A 20,887-nucleotide genomic window follows, 5' to 3' on the forward strand; every position below is an offset into this window, starting at 1 on the left:
GATCCTCTCCGACGCGTACAAGGCAGGCGCGCTGGCCTCCGCGCTCCTCGACCCGGCTCTGTTCCGCGGTTTCACGCTGGTGCCCGCATGACGGTGATGCGGATCGTGAACGTCCAGACCGGGTCTGAAGTATCGCGCGCCGAACTGGCTGATGACGGCACAGTCACCTACCACGGAGGCCAGACGGCCGCTGCGACGGTGAGGACCCGAATGCGTGACTACGGAGAGACCGAGGCCGCCGCAGTCGCCAACTTGCTGCGTGCCGGTTGGTCCAATGGCTATCTGATGGTCGCCCTCCCGGACCTTCACCCCTGATTCCCCTTGAGTAGGCCTGCCAGTCGGCAGGCCAACCCAACCCACTCCTGACCGGACTGCGCAATGCAGGACCGGCGATTCCGCATGCCCACGCGCAACGCAAGGGCTGATGAGGAGCACCATGACGTTCGTTGACCTGCCCATTCACCCGATTACCGGCCTGAAGGCTGTCGGGCTGCTCCGCAACGGGGCACCTGTCTGGCCTGTTCTCGGCGGAGCCGACGACGCGGATGATGTCGTCATCGACGACACCGACTCCAGCAGCAACGCCGGCGAGGTGGACGACGACTCCGCAGAGGGTAAGGAACCGCGACCCGCTGAGCAGGCCGATGATGACGAACCCCTGCGTGAAGCCGGGACGAAGGCGCTACAGGCGGAGAAGGAACGACGCCGAGAATCCGACCGGGCACGCCGAACCGCGATCAGAGAGCGAGACGAAGCGCTCGCCGAACTGGAGCGGCTGCGCAAAGCGGCTGAGAAGAAAGCCGCAAGCACCCCCCAGGGCGGCGAAGGAGCATCCGCGGATGCGCCGGACCTGGACGCGATCAGAGCGGAAGCAGCCGAGCAGGCAAAGGCAGCTCTGAAGGCGGAGGTTCTGAAAGACCGAGTCTCCGACAAGATCGAAGTACTCGCGGCCAAGCGCGTCCAGGACCCCGACGTGGTTCGCACGCTGCTGCTGGCCGGCAACGACATCGCAGACTTCCTCGACGGCGACAAGATCGACGCCGAGGCCATCAAGGAAGCTCTCGACGAGCTCCTCGAAAAGAAGCCCTACCTGGCTGTGGCAGCGCAAAGCGCCAAGCGATTCCAGGGCTCAGGGGACGGCGGTGCCCGCAAGGGGCCCCAGAAGCCAGCCCAGCTCACAGAAGACGACCTCCGCCGGATGTCGCCCGAGCAAATCGTCCAGGCGCAGGGAGAAGGGCGTTTCGACGACCTTCTTGGTGTTTCGCGCTAGCTGATCAACAAGGAAGGCTGAAATGGCTATCATCCGTTTCCGGCCGGAGATTTGGAGTGCGAACCTTCTGGTCGCGCTCCGCAAGGCTCTGGTCTTCGCCGGTCCCGGCATCGTGAACCGGGACTATGAGGGCGAGATTGCGGAGGCCGGAGACACGGTCCGGATCACGTCGATCTCCGACCCGACGATCGGCACGTACGTGCCGAACCAGACGACGATCACGCCCGAAGAGCTGACCGACGCTCAGCGGACGCTCGTCGTGGATCAGGCCAAGTACTTCGCGTTCAAGGTCGACGACGTCGATGCCCGTCAGGCGCGCGGCAACGTCATCCCTGAGGCGATTTCCCGGGCCGCCTACAAGCTGGCCGACGTCGTCGACCAGTACGTGGCGGGCCTGTACACGGGTGTTGCCACCGCGAACGCCCTCGGTACCATCTCGGTCGCTGCGGGAACTCCGACGGACGCCTACGACAAGGTCCTGGTCCCGCTCAAGGTCAAGCTCGACGAGGCGAACGTGCCGACAGCGGACCGGTACGTTGTCGTCCCGCCGTGGCTCCACGGCCGCCTGCTCCTCGATGGCCGGTTCATCAAGCTGAACGAGTCCGGCGACAACGGGCAGGCGCTGCGCAACGGCATGGTCGGCCGCGCCGCGGGCTTCGACATCCTGGTGTCGAACAACTGCATCAACGTGACGGGCGACGACTACATCGTGCAGGCCGGCACCCCGATGGCGATCAGCTTCGCCGAGCAGATCAACAAGACGGAGGCTTACCGGCCCGAGGGCGGATTCAGCGACGCCATCAAGGGGCTGGCCCTCTATGGGGCGAAGCTGGTTCGCCCGGAGGCCATTGCTACGGCCGCCGCTTCCCAGACCTGATCAGGCTCCTGACCCTACCCATTTACAGAGAAAGCGAGCCTGATCATGGCGCGTACTGCTGTCCCGTACAGCAACCTCGTCCCGAACGGCAACCTGGCCGACCCGGCGGGCACCGCCGTCACCTCCGGCGCTGGCAACGGCGGCCAGATCCCGGCTACATCCAGCGCCCGAGCGGTGCCGGAACTGACCATCATTCGAGCGGTCAATGCCTCTGGTGGCTCGGGCACTGCCACCGTGCTGGCAGGCACCTATCCGCCCGCTCTCGCGGCTGGGCAGGGCAACCTGGCGGTGACCGTCGCGAACTCCGGCACCCAGTGGATCGGCCCGTTCGAGTCCGGACGGTTCCTGCAGTCCGACGGATCGATCATCGTGGAGACGTCGGTGGCGATGACACTCACCGCGTTTAAGGTCCCGAGGAACACCTGATGGGTCCCAAGGACCGCGAAACCGGCTGGTTTCGGGGAGCGGGCGGCGTCACCTGGCAGATGGACCTCCCGCTGCCGGAGAACATGGCTGATCAGCTCCTTAAGGGCTACCTCACTCGTGTCAACGAGGACGGCAGCCCCTACATCGAGCCTGACGCCACCGAACCGGAGGCCGAGCAGCCGCCTGCGGTGAATGCCTCTAAGGCGCACTGGGTGGGCTACGTCGTTCGAGTCCATGGCTTGTCGCCGGATGACGCCGAGGCGATGACGAAGAACGACCTCATCGAGAAGTACGGCACCGCCTGAGGAGGTCACCATGGCCTCTCTCGCTACGTGGGCGGACGCGATACGGCTCGGCTACACCCTCCCAGCAGGCCAGGAGGAAACACTCCTGGCAAGGGCGTCAGCCCGGCTGCGGCGGGTGGCAGGCCGCCCCATCTCTTCCACCACCTCCACCGTTCGCCTCCCTGTCGAGGACGGCCGTGTCCGCCTTCCTTCACCTCCCGTCACCGCCGTGTCAGCGGTGACATGGCTGGCCGAGGACGGCGGAGACGCGGTGACCGGGTGGAGATGGGACGGCCGCGAGCACATCCTCAACGTGCCGCAACGGCATATCAGCGGATGGTCATGTGCATGGCGAGACGTCAACGTCACCCACACCCACGGATTCGTCACGATCCCGGACGAACTGCTGGACCTGGTGTGCTCAGTCGCCATGCGCCTTGGCTCCGTGCCGTCTTCGGGCGGCATGGAGGCGGGAGTGCGGAGCGAGACGATCGACGACTACTCCGTCACCTACGCCGCCGAGGTGGTCACCCATGCTTCCGGGCTTCTGCCGGGAGAAGAGGAGTCGCTGAGGGCGTGGCTAGGGTCGGCTCCCGGCGCGTACGTGGTCCGGTCGCGATGAGCGTTGAAGACGTCCTTGCCCGCGGACGAGCGGCAGCGCTACAGCTTTTCCGGGACACCTGCCTGGTGGAGCGCAAGGCGGGAGACCCAGTGTTGGACGAGACGACCGGCCAGCTCACACAACCATGGGTCGCCGTCTACACGGGGCCGTGCAGGGTCAAGCGAGACAGTGACGGGCGTGATGCCCAGCACGGCGAGCACGAAGTCACCCTGCACCGCTACCACGTCCACTTGGCATGGAACTCCACGCCGGAGATCCGGCGCGAGGACCGGCTCACCATCACAGCGTCCGACGACACGTGGCTGGTCGGACGGCATCTCGAAGTAGTCGACGTCGGTTACGCAGGGACCGCTACAGTTCGCCGCCTCGTGGTAGAAGACCGGGCGGGGTAGGGGGAGCCGTGGCTGATTACGATCTGGACGGCACCGACCTTCTCGCCCTGCTGCCATACTTCGAACAGGCCGAGCGCGAGGCCACGAACAAGGCGTTCGCCGTGGTCAAAGACCACGCGATCGACCTCCGTAACGCGTGGCGGGACAACGCCCGCTCCTCCTCTGGGCGGCATGGCAAGCACTACCCGAAATCGATCACGGCCGAGCAGATCCCGCACAATGGCGCGATCGAATGGGAAGTTGGCCCCGAAACGCGCCTGCCGCAAGGCGGCATGGGGCGGGGCTTCGAATACGGGTCAGCCAACCAGCCGCCTCACCTCGATGGCGCACAAGCCGCCGCTCATGTCGAGCCGCAGTTCGTGAAAGCCCTCGACGACATCGTCCGGGACCTGCTGTGACGACTCCGCTCGCGTCCAAGCCGCTGGTGGAGGCGATCGTCGTGTTGCTACAGGCCGGAGTTCCATCCGGGTGCGCTGTGTACTGGGCAGGTGCCCCGCAGGGGGCTGCTGTTCCGTACGCGGTCATTTACCCCGACTCCGGCACCAAGAGCGGATTCCACAGGAACCTGCTCAACGACGGCCCCGATGAACTGCGTTACCAGGTGACCAGCGTCGGAGCCTCACCTGGGCAAGCGCAGTTGATTGCCGACAAGGTCGCGCTCACGCTGCTCACCACCATCCCGGACGTACCAGGACGGCGCGTGTGGCCAACGATTGAAGAGGGCTCGCAGGTCGTTCGCAGGGAAGACGAGTCCGACGCTTTGTGGATCGCGACCGCTCAATACCTCTCCAGGTCCGACTCGACCTGACCTCTACCTGATTCGTAGCCCGGCACAGCTTGTTGTGTGCGGGCCCTTTGGCATGCCCGAAAGGAGCCCGCTGTGGCTACCTATACCGCCCAGGCGATCGGAGTCGCGGGCACGGTCCTCACGGCCCGCACCGCCGCCGCTGGCGACAAGCTCGTCCCCGACGACAACGCTTTCATCATCGTGATGAATGGCGATTCGTCGTCGCACGACCTAACCTTCACCAACCCCGGCACCAACGAGGACGGCGAAGCCAACCCCGACCCGGTGCGCACGACCGCCAACGCCACTTCTAAGGGCGTCAAGGTCAACCGCAAGTGGGCTGACCCTTCAGACGGCTTGATCGCCCTGACGTGGTCGGCGACGACGTCCATGACCTTCTACTACGCGCGGATCTGAGCCATGTCCAAGATCCGTATCCGCGACCCATACCAGGCAGAGTTCGAGATCGAATCCGCCGCGCTGCCGTACTGGCAGCACCGCGAAGGTTACGAGGTCCTCGGCCCTGTTTCAGAGCACGGCGACGAGCCCGCCCTTGAGGCCGCGCCTGTTACCGCTCAGCCGGAAACGCCCGGCACCTCCCACCCCATCAAGAAGGCGGCGGTCCGGCCTGCCTCGGAAGACAAGGAGTAGGCCGTGGCCAAGAGACTCACCGATGGCAACACGAAGGCGACCTTCGTTCCGGTGATTGCGTCGATCACCGCGCCGACCGTGGCTGAACTGACCGACCCCGGCATCATCACGCTGGAGAACACCGTCACCGACGACGGCCTGAAGGTCGACTTCGATGAGGGCACCGTCGCGGGCAACGTACTGGCGAGCACGCAGGACTTCGAAAGCCCTGGGCGGTCCAAGGCGCAGATCGAGCTGACCTACTACCGGGACTCCACGCCCTCTGCAGACCGCATGTGGACCGTTATGACGCGCGGCACCGCCGGATACCTGGTGGTGCGCCGCGGCGTGACCGCAGCCACCGCCTACGCCACTTCGCAGATCGTCGAGGTGTACACGGTGACCTGCGGCGAGCGTAAGCCCATGGCGCCTGAGCGCGAGTCGTATGAGAAGGTCACCCTCAAGCTTTTCGCGTCGGGCACCTACAACCTCACCTCGACGGTGGCCTGATGGCGGCCAAAATAGCCGCGATCGCGGACATCATCGGATCGATCAAGCGGCCAGAAAAAACCGTTCCGATCTGCACCGCCGGCGATCTGGTCGCCGAGTTCGAGGAACTGGAGCGGGACCTCACGGTGGCTAGGGAAAAGCCCGTCGAGGCGGGAACCCTGGCCGGCGGAACGGACCCCATGGCGACTGCGATCGCGCAGCAGATCCAGGAACTGCGGGCGCAGATGCGGGAGCACACCGCGGTGTTCCGCTTTCAGGGCCTGTCGTCGAAGGCCTACAGCGACCTCGTCGCTGCGCACCCGCCAAAGGAAGGCGGCAAGGGCGACGTTGACTGGGATACTTTCCCGACCGCTCTGGTCGCGGCGTGCGCGATCGAGCCGAAGATGACCCTTGATGAGGCCCGGCAACTGTCCGGAGCGCTCACTCAGGCGCAGTGGGACGCCCTGTATGTGGCGGCGTTCGAGGTGAACAAGGCGGACGTCGATGTCCCTTTCTCCTACAACGCCTCCGCGGTTCTATCCGCCTCCAAGAAGAGCTCGCGGTAGCTCACTCCATGGGGGTGCCCCGGTCGAAGCTGCTCGGCCGGGTGCCCGCGGTGGTGACGGTCCATCACCGGGATGACCAGGGGCGTCTCACCCACTCCGAAACCACGTCGGAACCGGAGTGGCTGGCTGAGGACGTCGCCTGGCACATGGCGTACCTGCGATGGAAAGCCGACCAGTGCCCAGGGTGCGCCCTGCAGCTGTCGGAAACCACGGAGATGCGTGATGGGGAACCGGTCCGGTCATACACGGTGCCGTCTCCCAGCCGGTGTCAGGCGTGCACGGCGCTGGCCCGCGCACAGGACAAGCACTCCAAGATGGCCACTGAGCACGAGCAGGCGCTGTATTGGTCAGCGATCGAGGACGACTAGCTGTTCTTCTTGCTGGAGCGTGTGGCCAGCTTGACGCCGATGTACACGGCAGCAACGACCGCGAGGAACAGCAACAGGCCGATCAGCATCTGGGTCGGGCCGATGTTGGGCATAGCGAGGTCTCCTCTGACGAACTAACGAGATCCCCCGATCTGCCCGCGAGCATGCCACGCCCCCTACGGGGTTCGCCGCCTGAACACCTCATCTGTGACCTGACGGGCGGTGAGTCGTGACCGAACGGTCGGTGTCTGTCAGCCTTCGGGCGAAGGTGTCCAGCTTCATCACCGGGATGCGGCAAGCGAAGACGGAGACGGTTGACCTCGGCCGGAAGATGACCGAGGCCGGCGCGAACGCCGACAACTTCCGAAAGCGCCTGGAAGCGGCCACCAAAGCTCTCCCGAAGATTGAGATCGATGCGGACTCGACACCTGCCGAGATCGCGTTCGCGCAGCTTCGCGCCCAGATGGAGCAACTGGCCAGCAAACGCATCGGTATCGACATCGACGATGGGGCGGCCCGCGCGGAGCTGGCCCAGATTGAGCGAGACCTGCAGGACCTTCAGCGGAGCAACGCCAACGTCAGCGTTAACGCGGACATCGGCACTGCGCTGGCTGAGCTACGGGCGATCGACAGTGAAATCTCCAAGGTCGACGGAAAGACCGCTCGCGTCAACGTCAATGCCGATGTCGCGGGTGCTCTCTCCGGCATCGCCATGGTCGGCGCCGCTCTTGCTGCTCTACCGGCGGCAGTGTCGATCGGTGTTGGCGTGGCGGGCCTCGGTGCGGCGTTCGCTGCCGCTGGGGCTGGCGCGGGCGCGTTCGCAGCAGTAGCCCTGCCTGGGCTGGCGCGCGTCAATGAGGCGCTGAAGCAGACAGAGTCGGCAGCCGGAGGCGGCGGCGCGGGCGGAGCCATGAAGTCGGCTGCTCAGTCCGCCGCCGAAGCCGCTTCTAGGTCGCTGCGCTTGGCGGAGGCACAGGATCGCGTTGCGGACTCCGCTGCGGCGGTGAAGAAGGCGCAGCAAGGTGTCAAGGACGCCCTGCAGGGGGTGAAGGAGGCCCAGGAGGGGGTCCGACAAGCTCAGGAGAACGCCGCTAGCGCTGCCGCACGCATCAGCGAAGTGCAGGCGGCCGGGGCACGTCGGATCGCCGACGCGGAACGCTCCGTACAGGACGCCCACCGCGCCACCCAGCGGGCGATCGAGGACCTCACCCGTGCGCGTGAGCAGGCACAGGAGAAGCTCGAAGATCTCGCTCTGGCGACTGAGGGCGGGGCGCTGGCTGAAGAGCGTGCCCAGCTGTCGATTCGACGCGCCCAGCAGAACCTGAACAGGGTCAACCAGCCCGGTTCCGGGGCCAGCAAGACCGACAAGGACGAGGCTGAACTAGCCCTCCGCGAGGCGGAGTTCAACCTTAAAAGGCTCAAGGAATCCAACGCTGACCTCGCCAAGGAGAGGGCTGAGGCTGACGCCAAGGGTGTTGAGGGCTCCGACGAAGTCGTTCGTGCGAAAGAAGCCATCGAAGCGGCAACCCGCCGCGAAGCGGAAGCCGAGCGCGCTGTAGCCGACTCCCGCGCGCAGGCGGCACGCGACGTTGCCGCCGCCCAGAGCGACGCAGCACGAGCAGCCCGCGACGTCGCTGCCGCGCAGCGTGATGTCGGTGATGCTCAGCGCAAGGTTGCTGAGGCGAACGCCGCCGTCATCAAGGCCCAGCGTGATCAGCTTCGCGCGACTCAGAGGCTGAAGCTGGAGCAGCTCCAGCAGCGGGCCGCCATGGAAGCAGCGGGCAAAGCCGCTGGTGGCGGTGGCGGAGCGGCTTCGAAGATGGCTGAACTCAGCAAGGCTGAGCGGGCGCTCGCCGAGGACATCAAGCACTTCACTGACGCCTATCTGAAGTGGCAGCGGGAGCTACAGCCCGACGTGTTCCCGGTGATCTCCCAAGGGCTCGGCCTGATGGAGCGGACCCTGCCGAAGCTGACGCCCCTGGTACAGAGCTCCTCCGCGGCGTTTTCAGTGCTGCTCACCGACGCCGAGAAAGCCCTCGCGGGGCCGTTCTGGAACACCTTCATCTACAACGTCAACACGCAAATCCCGGGCGCGATCATCGGGTTGGGGCGCAGCTTCGGAAACGTCGCCGTGGGTGCGGCCGGCGTCGTGGATGCTTTCCTCCCCTTCGCGCCGACCATGGTCAAGGGAGTTGAAGACGTCACTCGGGCGTTCGCCGAGTGGGGGCAGAACCTCAAGAGCAGCAACGGGTTCCACGAGTTCATCCTGTATGCGCAGCAGAACGCTCCCGCCGTGTGGGAGCTGATCAAGAGCGTCGCCGAGGCCCTCGGCAACATCGTCGAGGCGGTTGCCCCCCTGGGTGCCGGGAGCCTGAGCGGTCTTGCTTTGCTGGCGCGGCTCGTGGCTGGGATGGACCCGCAGCACATTCAGATGATCGCTATCGCGATCGCCGCGATCAAAACCGTACAAGCCGGGCTGAAGGTCGCCTCGTTCTTCTCCGACTTCGGCGACATGATCGACAAGACAAAGAGCAAGGCCAAGGACTTCGGCACCGCTGTCGGTGGCCTCAACGAGAAGTTCGGCGGACTCGCCGGAAGCCTCGTCGGCAGCGCAGGCCTTGCAGGTGGGCTGTTGATCCTTGGAGACCGTTTTTCAGCGGCGGCGGACGAGGCGTCGCGCTTCGCGGACGTCACCGCGGCCAAAGGCGGCGGCGATCTGGAGGGGCAGATCCAGTCCATCACCGATGAGCTCGGGCGGATGCGCGAGCAGGTCGGGTTCTCGATCCTGGACACCGTCTACTTCTCTGACTCGTCATCCGAGGCTGCGACCAAGGTCGAGGCGTTGGAGTCCAAGCTTGCCGAGCTGACGCACCAGCAGGAGCTGAATGCGGTTGCGACTGACCTGGCTGGCAAGGCGATCGACGTAACCAAGCAGCGGATGGATGGGCTGCAGCAGTCGCTGGACACCTTCGCAGGGCGAACGGACGCGCTTCAGGCTCTACGGAACCTGGAGAGGGCTTACCAGGATGCTGCGGTGGCGATCGAGGCCAGCAACGGGAAACTCGCCATCAGCAAGGACATGACTGACAAGCAGCGCGCTGCGGTCGTGGAAGCGCGGGAGAAGTTCGCCGCCTTTGTTGACTCGGTGCGTATAGCGGCTGATGGGCAAAAGACTCTCTCCGGGCGCACGTATGAGGCGACCAAGACGGTTCTGGAGCAGCTGCCGCAGCTCGGCGCGCTGGCAGGCCGGAACAAAGAGGCGAAAGAGCAAGTCCTCCTCCTGGCACAAGCGTACGGAATCTCCCGGGCAGACGCTCTCAAGGCCATGGAGGGCGGGAAGAAGCTCAAGGACGTCCTGGCTGAGCTGAAGAGTAAGCAGATTCGTATCGACCTGGACACGAAGAAAGCACGGGAGGAGTTTCAGGCGCTGCTCAAATCCTTCTCGCTGGCTTCGCCGACGATCCCGGTGGGGATCGCGGCGCCAGCGAAGAAGAAGGCCTACGGCGGCATCTCTCACATCTCTGGTGTGGAGCTGATGGCGTCAGGCGGTATCCGCTCGGCGGGTTCGTCGCCGTCGGCGATGATCGCCACGTCTCCGTACATGATCTCCGGTCGTTCCGGCCCAGATGTGATCTTCGGAGAAGCCGGCTGGGAAGCCTATATCCCGTTGGATGCCAGTAAGCGAGGCCGCGGCCTGGACGTGCTCGGTGCGGCGGCCTCAGCTATGGGGATGGCGGTTGTGCCTCAGCAGGTAGCCGCTGCGTCGTCGGCTCCGTCGTGGGCTGGCGGCGGGTCGCTGTCCGGCTCGTCGGCATCGGTCACGGTCACGGGGGTCGAGCAGCTCAAGGGGTCACTGGACTCCACCGCGACGACTCTCACTGGCGGCCTGGCTGACGCCACCACCGCTGTGGACACGACCCTGGGTGACACCGGGTCGGTCACCTCAGCGCTGCAGCAGATGACGTCGACGCTCGACACCCAGCTCACGGCGCTCACCTCTGCGGTGGAGGGCCTGTCAGGGGCTGTCCTCGGCGCAGGGGCGGTAGCTGGTGCGGCCAAGGCTGCGGCGGCCGGAGGGAAGGTCGCTGCATCGGGGGCGAAGATCCAGATTCTGAACGGGTCCACGACGTCAGCCCCGGTACAGGGCATCGTGAACCCGTCGAAGGTCAGCAAGCCCGTCCAATCCGCGCAGGTGGTGACGATGGTGGCGGGCTCCAACGCAGGCGACTTCACCGGCCCCTCGTCTGGCGAATCGGGCGGCGGGTCGACGTCTGGCCGGCCGCTCGTGATCGAGCGCTACTACGAGGCTGAAGGCGGGTCCGCCAGGAAGACGGCGGAGGAGCTGTCCTACCTGCAGCGCCGCCGCTGACCCGGCGCCACTTCCACTTCATCTCATCGACGAAAGGGGGTCATGCCGCATGCCCTGGGACCCGCGATCGGGGATCAGCTTCGGCGAGTACTGCCGGCGCAAGAACTTGCAGGTGCCGCCCGCTGGCGAGTGGACCTACGCCACCCGCGATCGGCACACCTACGGTGAACGCGCCGACGGCGTCTCTTTCCGGGCGACGACTGACCAGCTCGGCAACGTCGTGACCGAGCACGCCGACGGCCGCCAGGACGTCACGATCAACCTGAGGGTGTGACGGCGTGGCCATTGTGAAGGACATGTGGTTCGTCGACACGCAGCTGAAGAAGGACCGCAATGAGATCGCCCTGAACATGGGCGACACCAGCGCCGGCTACTTCAAGGCGGCCCTGTTCATCAACAGCATCACCACGCCGGACGGGTCGCAGACCAACCCGGCGTACGGCAGCGCTCCGTTCGACGCGAACGAGGTCTCAGGCACTGGTTACACCGCGGGTGGACTGGCGCTCACCAGCGTGGTGTACGAGGAGTTGCCTGGGTCGCCGGGGTGGATGCGGTGGGACTTCGCGAATCTCCAGTGGGCATCGAGCACGATCACGAACGCCCGCGGGCTTCTGTTCTACGTGCCGTCTCTGTCGAACCGGGCTGTGCTGCTCCGCAACTTGCTGTCGGACTACTCCACCAACGACGGGACCTTCCAGATCAACGTCCACGCCGACGGGGTGGCGAAGGTCAACCTGTTCGGCTCCTGACCTGGCCCGCTTCCTACGCCCCTGCCGTGTGCGGGGGTTTTCATGAAAGGGGGCCGTGTGGCCACCTACACCGTGGAAACCAACGGCGACGTCGCCCTGTCGGCGGCAACCGCCAAGACCATCCTGAACGCCATCAACGGCGGCCGGATCCTCAAGTGCACCGAGCTGTCAGTGTCCTTCGACGGCACGAGCTCGACGGCGGAGCCGGTCACCGTGGAGCTGTGCGCTAGCACTCAGGCGACCGCGGGCACCAGCACGTCTCACACTCCGGCTCAGGTGTCCGGCGGTACTCGTACCGTGTCGGCGACCGCGGCTCGCGCCTACTCGGCTGAGCCGACTGTGCTGACCGTCCTGAAGAGGTGGCTGGTGCACCCGCAGGGCGGCAACTTGACCATTCAGTTCCCGCTCGGGAGGGAGCCGTCGCGCGTCACCGGCGGGCATGGGCTGGCGATCCGTTGCACCGCGCCCGCCACCGTCAACTGCCAGGGCTACCTCGAATTCGCGGAAGACGAGTAGGGGGCGGCTGATGGTGTACCTGTACTGGCGGTGGCCCGGCACCCATGTAGGGGAGGACGGCGAGCCGATCACTGAGCGGCGTGCCTCCTACAACACGACGGGAGAGGCCCGTAACCAAGCCCGTCACGACTTGAACGCGTGCTTGGCCAGCGATGACTACACAGCCGCGCCGGTCCGCATCACCGACGAGGACGGCGACGTGCTGTGGACGGCGCCACTGCCTGAAGGGCGGTGACCGGTGCCGATCAACATCGGCACCAGCCCGACCATAGCGACCGGCGATGACAGCAGCACGGTCGCCACCAGCAGCTTCAGCACGGTCTCAGGGTCGCTGCTGGTGGCGATGGTCATGGCGTTGTCGGATTCGGTACCGACTCTGACAGGCGGCAGCCTCACCTGGACGCGCCGCGTCCAGCAGATCCGATACGACTCGTTCTACAACGAGATCTGGACCGCCCCCGTCGTGACCGGCGCGGCCACCACCGTCACCGTAGGGAACTTGACCGGATCTGACCGGCTCGCTGCGGTGAAGGTGGACCTCGTCACGGGGCAGGGGATCAGCCCGATCGGTAACTTCGGCTCTGGCGAGTCCACTACGAACAACGCGACGGTCAACGCCTACACCAGTTCCGCGGCAGGATCACGAGGGTTCTGCGCTTCCGCTGACTTGATGGGCCTCGGCTCGCCGGCCTCGACTGATGATGAGTCCGCTTGGAGCATCAACACGGGCTTCTTCACCTTTTCGGGCATGGCAATCCGCAAAGCCGCCGACACCCCCTCCTCGGGGGCAACGGTGACGTTCAACTTGGACGCGGCCGGGACTGATGCCCCTGACTGGGGGTGGGCAGCTCTGGAGATTCTGCCCGCTGTTGAGGCCCGCCCAGTGCGGTCCACCGCTGTTGGCCAGGCCGTGTCGCGCGCCGCCGTGATTTAGATCTAAGGGGGTACGGGTGGCGCACATTGGCCGCGGGTTTCCCTCCCGCCCGGTTGTAACGTCACGGCCGCACCCGCTGGACGCCGTAAGCACCCTCGGGGTGTTCGCCGTCGGCTGGGAGTTCCCCGAGCTGACGGTGACAACTCCGTCGGTGACTATCGGGCTCGACGTGTTCGCGATCGGCTGGGAGTTCCCGCCGCTGACAGTGCTTTACGACACCACCATCGGGCTCGGGGTGTTCAGCGTCGGCTGGGAGTTCCCCGAGCTGACGGTCGACGTGCCGATCCTGCCTGGGCTCAAGATCACTCGGGATGGGGAGATCGAGTGGAGGGGAGAGCTGTTCTCCCTCACCAACCAGTTCACCCCGTTGGCCGACCTGACCGGGTGGGAGGACCATCCTGGCCTGGCCTCTGGCAACAGCGAGAAGGCCCAGGACCACGGGTCGGAGCCGGGCCAGGACTTCGCTGAGGAACGCGTCGTCTCTGGGGTTATCCAGCTGCGCGACGACCAGACGTTCCCGGACTCGCTGAAGCGCATCCGGCGGCTGCTGACAGTCGGCCGCGATGAGACCGAGTACCCGCTGGTGATCCGTCTACGCGAGGAAACGCTCCTGGCCTACGGGAAGATCAACCGCAGGGTGCCGACGGTCGAGAACGTTGGCATCGGCGTCTCCGACATCTCCGCGCAGTGGATCTGCTCAGACCCGGGCCGCTACAGCTTGCTGGAGTCTGGCATCCACGTCACGACCGCTTCCCCAGGCACCGTCTCCCATGACGGAGACGTCGATACCAAACCCCGGCTGCGCTTCCATGGGCCAGCGGTGATTCCACGAGTCCGTGTAGCTGGCCGGACCCTCGCGTTCAACGTCGTGCTCGCTGCCGGGGAGATCTTCAACGTCGACTGCAAGACCGGCACGACGATCATCGGCGTCCTCGACTACGTGCCGTTGCACGACTTCAGCGTGCCGATCACCGACTTCGAGATCCCGCCTGGTGACTGGGAGATCGTGTACGACCCCGACTCCGGCGGCGACGGCGGTATGGACGTGTTCTGGCGCGACCGCTTCATGTGACCCTCCCGCCCTCCGGCGGCCGACAGGACGGGGAGGGCGTGTGGCGGTCCGCTACCGGTGGATGATCTGCGACTTGCTCACCGACGACTACATCGTCGACCTGCCGCTACGTGTCGATTCCTACGATGTGCGGTTCAACCAGCCCGGTGTCATGAGCGCGAGGATGCCGATCACGAACCAGCGGATCAACAAGCTCCTCAACAGGGCTTTCCCCGCTGACTTCGAAGATCTGAGTGCTGGGCCGGGCCGGGTCGTGCTGCACTGCATCCGTCAGCGCACGAACTTGCCGGACGATTTGTGGGCGTCGTACTGGATCTGGCGTGCCAAAACCAGCCAGGGCAGGAAGGGCCCGCCGCAGATCGAACTGGCGGGCATGAGCCTGGACGGCTACTTCGCCCAGGTTGAGATCGACGCGCTGTTTGAGCGGACGGCCACTGACCGGATCGTGATCGCCCACGACCTGGTGACCGAGCTCCAAGCGCAGCCGTACGCGGGCATCGGGGTGGCGATGCAAGCGGGCACCTGCGGCATCACCCAAGACTTGATCGTCAAACCGACGGACAAGGCCCGGTACGGCGACACGCTGCAGAAACTCGCTGACCAGTCGAACGGGTTCGAGTACCGGGTGGACACCCGGTTCGACGGCACGGACCGGGTGCGGGAGCTGGTGTGGGGCTTCCCCATCATTTCCGAGACCGACACCCGGCACGACTTCTCTCAGCCAGGCAACGTGTTGGAGTGGGGGATCGAGGCAGACGCTCTGCGTGGCGGAACCCGATACCGGGCGCGCGGCGACTCGGTCACCTCCGACATCACGAACGAATCGCTGCCGCAACTGTCGGAGTACGTGGAAGCCTCGGCGCACCTAGCGGCAGGGTGGCCGCGGCTGGACCGCACTGTGGACCTGCCCGGGCAGACGGACCTGACGGCGCTACAGGGGTACGCCACGTGGTGGGCAGAGACCGCGCCGGGCCCGGTACGGGTCCACTCGGTCACCGTCAGACTGGGCGACAACCCGACCCTCACGCCGCACCGACTCGGCGACTACGCGCGGATCAGGTTGGTCAACCAGCGCTACCCGAGAATCGATGGCGTCGCGAGCTTCGTGCGGAGCTGGAGGGTGATTGGGATGGAGATCCGTCCGCCCCAGCGCAGCAACGGGATCGAAACCGCTGAACTTCTCTTCGAAGAGCAGGTGAGTAGCTGATGCCGCTGGCGTACCCGGAGAACCTTCCCACACGGGTGGAGCGGCTGGAGCGGCTGCTTGAGCAGCTCTACACCGCATCCCAGACCCGCCCCGCTCAAGACACCATCCGCACCGCGGCTCTGACGATTGGGGACCCGTCAGGGCCGCACATCAAACTCATCCCGGACGGGGACGACGGCGCCGAGGTGTGGCTGGCGCCGCAGGCAGGGGCGGACCCTACCCGCCTGGTCGCGGACGTGACGACCGGCTACCCCGGCGAAGCTACTTTCCATGTCCTGTCGGCGGGCGGGTCCACGACCGCCGAGTTCAACGTCGCGTCGGGCGAAGTCAACATGCTGATCCACGGCCCCAGCGGCACTGGCGAAGCAGGTGGGCAGGCTTATTGGGGCCACGACGCGGCAGGGTTCGGGTTCGTCGACGGGACCCACAACAACTACTTCAACTTCACGCCGAACGGTGTGTCCAGGCATTACGGACAATGGGATGACTTCGCGAGCCTGTCTTCGACCGCAGGCTGGCTATGGGGGTCCGTCACCGTGAGCGGATCCGGGACAAGCACCACCCTGAGTTACCCGTCCGTAATGGCCAGCAACATGGGGCCCATCATCGGCTTCAGGCCGGGCAACGCGACCGCGAACCTCTACTGGGTCATCACCGCCTCGTCGACCAGTGGCGTGTCCATCGCCTGGTCGGTCAGCCAGTCCGTCGCTATCTATCTGTGCTCGTTCCGGCACTGAGGGGAGGGCCGGTGGATGTCGGCCAGATCTATGACAGCCAGGCATCGTTCACGTTCCGGCAGACGCCAGCTGATCTCACCAACCAGCGTCTACGGCCCGCTTTGGATGATGTGCACCCTCTTTGGGGGGTCGTTGTGCACTTCCCGGCCTGGCTCGCTGACCCGGCGACACCATCCAACGGGGACCACTGGGAGATCTTCCCGCACGTGCTCCTGGAGGAGTACTGCTCCAGATTCGGCTTTGACGTTGACGAGCTGCCCACGATCGTCGACGCGGTCCTGCACCAGCACGCCAAGATTCCTGACCCGAGCGACGCGCTGGCGTGGCAGCAGCCGGCCGCTGCAGCGGTGATGCGCGCGGTCGCTGACTTTCCTGACCACCTGGATCCGCGGATGCCGTACGCCGAGCGGCGGGAGGCGGTGCTCGCCCGGGCCGCTGCGGCGAAGAAGCACCTCATCGTCATGGAGGCTGCGCCGCAGGAGGACCGGCAAGGGGCGCTGGACTGGCGGGCCGCGTGCATCGCGCAGGCCGCCGAAGAGGCCGAACAGTCGAGTGTGCCGCTCGCGCCGCAGTTCACCGTGGATGTCAACGTCCATGCGCCGGAGAACCCGCTGGAGCCGATCCTGGCGGCCCGCTTGGATCCGGCGCGGGTGGCTGCCCGCCGGGCCCGCGACGAATACTTGGCCGCTTCAACAGGCCAGTACGTCGACCGGGCCCGACTCGCCCTCACCGGCCCGCGCGTTTTCGGATCCAACCGGATGGTGCCGCCTCTTGGCTGAACCCCGTCGGGATCAGCCGCACTCGCCGGCTGCTCGTTCTTCTTTGACGATCTGGTCGACAGGCTTGCGGTAAACCCGCGCCACGTCAGCGGGCAGCACGTACCGCCACGCCCCGGCTTCGTAGACGAAGTCGTAGTTGAACAGGAAGTCCAACCTGCTGGCTCGCACTCGGGCGCGGGTGCGGGCTGAGTTCAGGGTGACCTTCTCGACCTTGATCCGCAGCCCCTCGACCGCCTGGGGGCACAACTTGAAGCGACGCACGTAATCACGCCGGGAAACGACCCTCTTCGAGGCCGCTGACCAGCGATCCCAGAACAGACCGTAGTCGCCGGCAGCGTAGTCGTCGAAAGCTGCAGCAGCAGCTGTTCGCACGGCTTGGGCTGTGCGGGGCTGAGGCGCGTGCGCGAGTTGCGCCGTCGCGGTCGCCGCGGTGGCGCTGGGGGCGATCAGCGGTGAGCCGACTACCAGAGCGGCGGTGAGTGCTGCGACGACGGTACGGCGGGCCGAACGAATCATGAAGTCTCCTGGTCGCGGATGGTGCATATGTGACACCTGCGCTGCGCGCCAGGGCTACCTGGTGGCCTGATCCGGCCACCGTCGGCGAGGCGACTCTTCGCCGACTTTTCCTTGACCGGTGTCGCCCGCGTGATGCGCGTAGGGACCGCAGGCGACACCTACTTCCCGCTGCGGCCCTGACTCCTGCCTGCGGTCCGCTTTGAGACCTTTGTGAGCGAGGAGTGCCGTGTGAGCGAACCGCCGCCGACCGTGGACGGAGCATTGGCCGAGATACGCCGCCTGGTCGAGGTCGGCTTTGAACGCACCAACGGCCAGAACGCGCTCATCCTTCAACGCCTCGATCACGCCGACGGGCGCCACGCGGAGCTGGCTAAGCGCGTCGACGCGGACAGGACGGCTGGTGAGGCGCGCGATCAGGCGTTGGAAACCCGGCTGGACGCGCTGGAGCGGGACGTCGTCACCCGAGCCCAACTGGCAGACCGGACCCGGCAGATCCTCGCGATCGTCGGCCTGCTGGTCACCGCCGCCGGCGTGCTCATCCCGATCATCATCAGCCTGATCCGCTGACCCGGTCGTCCTGGCGTGGCGGCTGCAGATCATCATCCACACCTGGCGCCGAGGGCGCCGACAGAGGCGGGAGGACCCCCAATGAAAGCAGGCGAACCGCCCATCACTAGACGGGCCGTGCATGAGTCAGGCGGCGGGAACCTGCCGCCTCGCAGGATCGTCATCCACGCCACATGCCCGGGCGTCGGTTATCCAGCGGCTTCGAAGAAGGGCGCGGCGTCCGGGACCGCGAAGTACTTCCAGATGGTCTCTTCAGGCGGGTCGGCCCACTACGTGTACGACTCCAGCCGGGACGAGCAGCATTGCGTCCCGGACCGGGTCATCGCCTGGCATGCCCCTCCGAACTCCCGATCCATCGGCATCGAGATCTGCGGTGAGGCCACCTACACGCGCCAGCAGTGGCTGTCACCCGAGGTGTGGCCCGCGGTCGAGGAGGCCGCCGCCCGGACGCGGGAGCTGTGCCTGCGGTTCGACCTGCCGATGCGGAAGTTGTCCGTGGCCCAGGTGCGGGCAGGCGCCGAAGGCGTGTGCGGCCATGTGGACGTGTCGGCCGCGTTCCGGCAGACCGACCACTCCGATCCGGGGCCGAACTTCCCGTGGAGCGAGTTCATGGGCCTGGTCAACGCCGAGAAGCCTGCCCCCATCCCCGTCTCGAACCCCACGGAGGCCACGGTGAAGAAGCTCCCCACTCTGCAGCTCGGCGACGGCCGAAAGGACGACGACCCGCTGAAGTGGCACGTCAAGACGATGCACTACCTGCTGCTTGCCCGGGACTACGCGCTCGACCCGAAGGTGGACGACACAGTCTTCGGCCCCGCCCACGAAGCTGGAGTGAAGGGGCTGCAGACGGCCGCTGGGTTGAAGGCCGATGGAATCGTTGGTCCTCTCACCTGGCCGGTGTTGTTACGCGTCGCATGATCGAGGGCGCCCTGCTGTGGCTGCTGTGGCGCCGCCACCGGCCAGAGCCCGCCGTCGAAGACCTCGAAAAGTCCGCACGGCCCCATGGCGGCTGGCTGCCAGGCTTCATCGACGAGACGAACTGATCTTGGTGTTGCGGAGTCGCTGATATTATCAGCGACTTTCTTACACAGCCCCTGACCTGCACGGTCGGGGCTTTTTTCATGCCCACATCTGGGCGCCCATCTACTTCGTGGAGGTGCCCATTGCCCCCATCCGACCGCGCGTTCGAGGCGCGGCAGACAGCTCTCGCCGCCGCGGTGGCTTTTCATGGCCCGGTGCGGCTCCTGCCGGGCGTGGACCGGGCAACCACGGTCGCGGCGGCGGAGTTAGCCGCCCGGCGCACCGCCGCCACGTTCGCGGCCTGGCTGCTCGGCACCACCCGCATCCATCTGATCCGTGGCCTTGTCGTCGATGAGGCCACAGGCGTGCCGTCTGGCACACAACCCAACCAGGAAGGCACAGACATGACGCAGCTCAACACTGGCCAGCAGGTCACTTTCACTGCCGACACCGAGGACGCTTCGGGTTACGACACGACCGAGCAGGTCGAGTGGTCGACGAACGAGCCGACTATCGCCGTGCTTCACGTGTCGGAGGACACCAGGTCCTGCCGGGTCGTGTCCGGCGCTCCGGGCTCGGCCGTCCTGAAGGCGTCCATCCCGTCGCTGGGCCTGGAGGTGACCGAGGCGATCGACGTGGTGCCGGCGGGGACCGCCACGATCAAGCTGGTCGCCGGCCCGGTGGAGGACGAGACCTCTGAGACTCCGGGCGAGGGCACGAATGTCTGAGCCCACCCCTGCCCGGCCGGGCACGATCTTCGGCCAGGAGCCGGCCGTCATCCTGTACGTGATCAACGCCCTGGTGGCGTTCCTGGTGACCATCCCGGCGGTCGGTCTGACGGAGGAGTCCGCCGGGTGGGTCATGACGATCGCGTCCGGCATCGTGGCGCTCCTCGTGGCGGTTCTGACCCGTCCGTGGGTGGTGTCCGCCCTGACAGGTGCGCTGTCGACGATCCTTACGGGGCTCGCGTCGTTTGGGTTTCCGATCACGGAGCAGCAGTCGGCCGCCGCTGTGATTCTTGTGTCCGCGGTTCTCGGTCTGGTGCTGCGGGCTAACGTGACGCCGAAGAATGGACCGGTCACGCCGACCGTCGTGGTGGGCAACTACCATGAGGCATTCCGCCCGCGGCGGTAGTTTCACCCTGCTGCGAGCATTAAGCCTCCGCGCTGGGACCCTGCTTGGTCTGCTGCCAGACCCTCCGCTTCGGCGGTGACGCACCCAGGCGGGATTCGGGGTCGGGTCGCCCCGGGTTGACCTCATCCCTGCGATGCCGTGTACTGAGGTTGGCCAGTGAAAAGAGGTCCAGGGGACCTCTTCCCGCAGCAGTTGGGGGATAGCTGGCCTTTGACTTGCTGCAGAAGGCCACATGAGTGCGGGTAATCCTGCGCCGGGCGAAGGAGCTTGACCACCTTCGTCGCCGCCGAATGGAACTAATCAACCTGGCCCGCCCTGTAGCCTCCTGCGTGCGGCTATGGGCGTGCGGCCAAAGACACGCTCTCGCTGCGGCGCCCCGCTGTCCTTCGGGACGGCGGGGCGCTTTCGTCATGTCTGGGCCCGGTTAAGGTCGCCAAGGGCTACGCACTCTGGATATAGAAGCTCCACCCGCCCGCCGGATCGCTCTTGCACGGGCCTATCCAGTCCGTGTGGTTATATTCCAAGGTCTCAGCTCGCTCCACTTGGCACCACCCCAGGGAGGGGAAGGGGCCGATC

Annotated in this window: 30 protein-coding genes; 29 read left to right on the forward strand and 1 reads right to left on the reverse strand. The window is 66.0% G+C overall.

The features are described 5' to 3' along the window. Window positions 1-87: 87 nt before the first annotated feature. From ACFYY8_RS31575 to ACFYY8_RS31690, 24 genes are all read left to right on the forward strand, one after another. Window positions 88-315 (forward strand): hypothetical protein, encoded by a 228-nt coding sequence (locus tag ACFYY8_RS31575; protein WP_390047242.1) that lies wholly within the window; start codon window positions 88-90, stop codon window positions 313-315. A 121-nt stretch (window positions 316-436) separates the two neighbouring features. Continuing rightward, window positions 437-1,270, forward strand: coding sequence for a hypothetical protein (locus ACFYY8_RS31580; protein ID WP_390047244.1), 834 nt, complete (start codon window positions 437-439; stop codon window positions 1,268-1,270). 22 nt (window positions 1,271-1,292) lie between these two features. Beyond that, entirely contained in the window at window positions 1,293-2,147 is an 855-nt protein-coding gene (locus ACFYY8_RS31585; RefSeq protein WP_390047247.1) for a P22 phage major capsid protein family protein, read from the forward strand. A 45-nt stretch (window positions 2,148-2,192) separates the two neighbouring features. Beyond that, on the forward strand, window positions 2,193-2,573 hold the full coding sequence (locus ACFYY8_RS31590; protein ID WP_390047250.1) for a hypothetical protein: 381 nt from the start codon (window positions 2,193-2,195) through the stop codon (window positions 2,571-2,573). Further along, on the forward strand, window positions 2,573-2,878 hold the full coding sequence (locus tag ACFYY8_RS31595; RefSeq protein ID WP_390047252.1) for a hypothetical protein: 306 nt from the start codon (window positions 2,573-2,575) through the stop codon (window positions 2,876-2,878). The genes ACFYY8_RS31590 and ACFYY8_RS31595 overlap by 1 nt, the downstream gene beginning before the upstream one ends. 208 nt (window positions 2,879-3,086) lie before the next feature. Then, complete coding sequence (locus tag ACFYY8_RS31600; protein ID WP_390047254.1) at window positions 3,087-3,479, forward strand: hypothetical protein; 393 nt, start codon at window positions 3,087-3,089, stop codon at window positions 3,477-3,479. After that, window positions 3,476-3,871, forward strand: coding sequence for a DUF6093 family protein (locus ACFYY8_RS31605; RefSeq protein WP_390047256.1), 396 nt, complete (start codon window positions 3,476-3,478; stop codon window positions 3,869-3,871). The genes ACFYY8_RS31600 and ACFYY8_RS31605 overlap by 4 nt, the downstream gene beginning before the upstream one ends. An 8-nt stretch (window positions 3,872-3,879) precedes the next feature. Continuing rightward, a complete protein-coding gene (locus tag ACFYY8_RS31610; protein ID WP_390047258.1) occupies window positions 3,880-4,269 on the forward strand; it encodes a hypothetical protein in 390 nt (129 codons plus the stop codon). After that, window positions 4,266-4,679, forward strand: coding sequence for a hypothetical protein (locus ACFYY8_RS31615; RefSeq protein ID WP_390047260.1), 414 nt, complete (start codon window positions 4,266-4,268; stop codon window positions 4,677-4,679). The genes ACFYY8_RS31610 and ACFYY8_RS31615 overlap by 4 nt, the downstream gene beginning before the upstream one ends. Window positions 4,680-4,751: 72 nt before the next feature. Beyond that, window positions 4,752-5,075: a hypothetical protein gene (locus ACFYY8_RS31620; RefSeq protein ID WP_390047262.1), complete on the forward strand. Its 324-nt coding sequence runs from the start codon at window positions 4,752-4,754 to the stop codon at window positions 5,073-5,075. Between the two features lie 3 nt (window positions 5,076-5,078). After that, window positions 5,079-5,309: a hypothetical protein gene (locus ACFYY8_RS31625; RefSeq protein ID WP_390047264.1), complete on the forward strand. Its 231-nt coding sequence runs from the start codon at window positions 5,079-5,081 to the stop codon at window positions 5,307-5,309. A gap of 3 nt (window positions 5,310-5,312) precedes the next feature. Beyond that, a complete protein-coding gene (locus ACFYY8_RS31630) occupies window positions 5,313-5,798 on the forward strand; it encodes a hypothetical protein (protein ID WP_390047266.1) in 486 nt (161 codons plus the stop codon). Continuing rightward, window positions 5,798-6,343 carry a hypothetical protein gene (locus tag ACFYY8_RS31635; RefSeq protein WP_390047268.1) on the forward strand — a complete coding sequence of 182 codons (546 nt, stop codon included), beginning with the start codon at window positions 5,798-5,800 and terminating at the stop codon, window positions 6,341-6,343. The genes ACFYY8_RS31630 and ACFYY8_RS31635 overlap by 1 nt, the downstream gene beginning before the upstream one ends. 8 nt (window positions 6,344-6,351) lie before the next feature. After that, the gene (locus tag ACFYY8_RS31640; protein WP_390047270.1) at window positions 6,352-6,711 is read left to right on the forward strand and encodes a hypothetical protein; all 360 of its coding nucleotides are present in this window, start codon (window positions 6,352-6,354) and stop codon (window positions 6,709-6,711) included. A 229-nt stretch (window positions 6,712-6,940) separates the two neighbouring features. Then, a complete protein-coding gene (locus ACFYY8_RS31645; RefSeq protein ID WP_390047272.1) occupies window positions 6,941-11,080 on the forward strand; it encodes a hypothetical protein in 4,140 nt (1,379 codons plus the stop codon). A gap of 49 nt (window positions 11,081-11,129) precedes the next feature. Continuing rightward, window positions 11,130-11,354, forward strand: a complete 225-nt coding sequence (locus ACFYY8_RS31650) for a hypothetical protein (protein WP_390047274.1) — start codon at window positions 11,130-11,132, stop codon at window positions 11,352-11,354. 4 nt (window positions 11,355-11,358) lie between these two features. Further along, window positions 11,359-11,829 carry a hypothetical protein gene (locus ACFYY8_RS31655; RefSeq protein WP_390047276.1) on the forward strand — a complete coding sequence of 157 codons (471 nt, stop codon included), beginning with the start codon at window positions 11,359-11,361 and terminating at the stop codon, window positions 11,827-11,829. Between the two features lie 57 nt (window positions 11,830-11,886). Next, window positions 11,887-12,345 (forward strand): hypothetical protein, encoded by a 459-nt coding sequence (locus ACFYY8_RS31660; RefSeq protein ID WP_390047278.1) that lies wholly within the window; start codon window positions 11,887-11,889, stop codon window positions 12,343-12,345. A 10-nt stretch (window positions 12,346-12,355) separates the two neighbouring features. Beyond that, window positions 12,356-12,580, forward strand: a complete 225-nt coding sequence (locus ACFYY8_RS31665; protein WP_390047280.1) for a hypothetical protein — start codon at window positions 12,356-12,358, stop codon at window positions 12,578-12,580. A 3-nt stretch (window positions 12,581-12,583) separates the two neighbouring features. After that, window positions 12,584-13,279 carry a hypothetical protein gene (locus ACFYY8_RS31670; RefSeq protein WP_390047282.1) on the forward strand — a complete coding sequence of 232 codons (696 nt, stop codon included), beginning with the start codon at window positions 12,584-12,586 and terminating at the stop codon, window positions 13,277-13,279. A gap of 16 nt (window positions 13,280-13,295) precedes the next feature. Beyond that, window positions 13,296-14,351 carry a hypothetical protein gene (locus ACFYY8_RS31675; RefSeq protein WP_390047284.1) on the forward strand — a complete coding sequence of 352 codons (1,056 nt, stop codon included), beginning with the start codon at window positions 13,296-13,298 and terminating at the stop codon, window positions 14,349-14,351. Between the two features lie 40 nt (window positions 14,352-14,391). After that, window positions 14,392-15,558 carry a hypothetical protein gene (locus ACFYY8_RS31680; protein WP_390047286.1) on the forward strand — a complete coding sequence of 389 codons (1,167 nt, stop codon included), beginning with the start codon at window positions 14,392-14,394 and terminating at the stop codon, window positions 15,556-15,558. After that, the gene (locus tag ACFYY8_RS31685; RefSeq protein WP_390047288.1) at window positions 15,558-16,295 is read left to right on the forward strand and encodes a hypothetical protein; all 738 of its coding nucleotides are present in this window, start codon (window positions 15,558-15,560) and stop codon (window positions 16,293-16,295) included. Before ACFYY8_RS31680 ends, ACFYY8_RS31685 begins: the two co-directional genes overlap by 1 nt. An 11-nt stretch (window positions 16,296-16,306) precedes the next feature. After that, window positions 16,307-17,074, forward strand: coding sequence for a hypothetical protein (locus ACFYY8_RS31690; protein ID WP_390047289.1), 768 nt, complete (start codon window positions 16,307-16,309; stop codon window positions 17,072-17,074). 12 nt (window positions 17,075-17,086) lie between these two features. Here the strand turns inward: ACFYY8_RS31690 and ACFYY8_RS31695 are convergent, their stop codons facing one another. Continuing rightward, complete coding sequence (locus ACFYY8_RS31695) at window positions 17,087-17,590, reverse strand: hypothetical protein (RefSeq protein WP_390047291.1); 504 nt, start codon at window positions 17,588-17,590, stop codon at window positions 17,087-17,089. 228 nt (window positions 17,591-17,818) lie between these two features. Between ACFYY8_RS31695 and ACFYY8_RS31700 the strand changes: the two genes are divergently transcribed. The 5 genes from ACFYY8_RS31700 to ACFYY8_RS31720 all read left to right on the forward strand — a co-directional run bounded on the left by ACFYY8_RS31700 (window position 17,819) and on the right by ACFYY8_RS31720 (window position 20,311). Beyond that, entirely contained in the window at window positions 17,819-18,157 is a 339-nt protein-coding gene (locus ACFYY8_RS31700) for a hypothetical protein (RefSeq protein ID WP_390047293.1), read from the forward strand. Window positions 18,158-18,274: 117 nt separating this feature from the next. Continuing rightward, window positions 18,275-19,075 (forward strand): N-acetylmuramoyl-L-alanine amidase, encoded by an 801-nt coding sequence (locus ACFYY8_RS31705; protein ID WP_390047295.1) that lies wholly within the window; start codon window positions 18,275-18,277, stop codon window positions 19,073-19,075. Then, window positions 19,072-19,200: a hypothetical protein gene (locus ACFYY8_RS31710; protein ID WP_390047297.1), complete on the forward strand. Its 129-nt coding sequence runs from the start codon at window positions 19,072-19,074 to the stop codon at window positions 19,198-19,200. Before ACFYY8_RS31705 ends, ACFYY8_RS31710 begins: the two co-directional genes overlap by 4 nt. Before the next feature lie 120 nt (window positions 19,201-19,320). Then, window positions 19,321-19,905: a hypothetical protein gene (locus ACFYY8_RS31715; RefSeq protein ID WP_390047299.1), complete on the forward strand. Its 585-nt coding sequence runs from the start codon at window positions 19,321-19,323 to the stop codon at window positions 19,903-19,905. Beyond that, window positions 19,898-20,311: a hypothetical protein gene (locus tag ACFYY8_RS31720; RefSeq protein ID WP_390047301.1), complete on the forward strand. Its 414-nt coding sequence runs from the start codon at window positions 19,898-19,900 to the stop codon at window positions 20,309-20,311. The genes ACFYY8_RS31715 and ACFYY8_RS31720 overlap by 8 nt, the downstream gene beginning before the upstream one ends. The last annotated feature ends 576 nt before the right edge of the window (window positions 20,312-20,887 follow it).

The sequence above is a fragment of the Streptosporangium sp. NPDC001559 genome (assembly GCF_042893955.1).
GTDB lineage: Bacteria > Actinomycetota > Actinomycetes > Streptosporangiales > Streptosporangiaceae > Streptosporangium.

Coding starts and splice junctions, on each gene's coding strand:
- ACFYY8_RS31635 (WP_390047268.1), top strand. CDS start 5,798: ATGGCGGCCAAAATAGCCGCGATCGCGGACATCATCGGATCGATCAAG.
- ACFYY8_RS31580 (WP_390047244.1), top strand. CDS start 437: ATGACGTTCGTTGACCTGCCCATTCACCCGATTACCGGCCTGAAGGCT.
- ACFYY8_RS31595 (WP_390047252.1), top strand. CDS start 2,573: ATGGGTCCCAAGGACCGCGAAACCGGCTGGTTTCGGGGAGCGGGCGGC.
- ACFYY8_RS31685 (WP_390047288.1), top strand. CDS start 15,558: ATGCCGCTGGCGTACCCGGAGAACCTTCCCACACGGGTGGAGCGGCTG.
- ACFYY8_RS31605 (WP_390047256.1), top strand. CDS start 3,476: ATGAGCGTTGAAGACGTCCTTGCCCGCGGACGAGCGGCAGCGCTACAG.
- ACFYY8_RS31640 (WP_390047270.1), top strand. CDS start 6,352: ATGGGGGTGCCCCGGTCGAAGCTGCTCGGCCGGGTGCCCGCGGTGGTG.
- ACFYY8_RS31665 (WP_390047280.1), top strand. CDS start 12,356: ATGGTGTACCTGTACTGGCGGTGGCCCGGCACCCATGTAGGGGAGGAC.
- ACFYY8_RS31590 (WP_390047250.1), top strand. CDS start 2,193: ATGGCGCGTACTGCTGTCCCGTACAGCAACCTCGTCCCGAACGGCAAC.
- ACFYY8_RS31575 (WP_390047242.1), top strand. CDS start 88: ATGACGGTGATGCGGATCGTGAACGTCCAGACCGGGTCTGAAGTATCG.
- ACFYY8_RS31720 (WP_390047301.1), top strand. CDS start 19,898: ATGTCTGAGCCCACCCCTGCCCGGCCGGGCACGATCTTCGGCCAGGAG.
- ACFYY8_RS31710 (WP_390047297.1), top strand. CDS start 19,072: ATGATCGAGGGCGCCCTGCTGTGGCTGCTGTGGCGCCGCCACCGGCCA.
- ACFYY8_RS31625 (WP_390047264.1), top strand. CDS start 5,079: ATGTCCAAGATCCGTATCCGCGACCCATACCAGGCAGAGTTCGAGATC.
- ACFYY8_RS31695 (WP_390047291.1), bottom strand. CDS start 17,590: ATGATTCGTTCGGCCCGCCGTACCGTCGTCGCAGCACTCACCGCCGCT.
- ACFYY8_RS31650 (WP_390047274.1), top strand. CDS start 11,130: ATGCCCTGGGACCCGCGATCGGGGATCAGCTTCGGCGAGTACTGCCGG.
- ACFYY8_RS31585 (WP_390047247.1), top strand. CDS start 1,293: ATGGCTATCATCCGTTTCCGGCCGGAGATTTGGAGTGCGAACCTTCTG.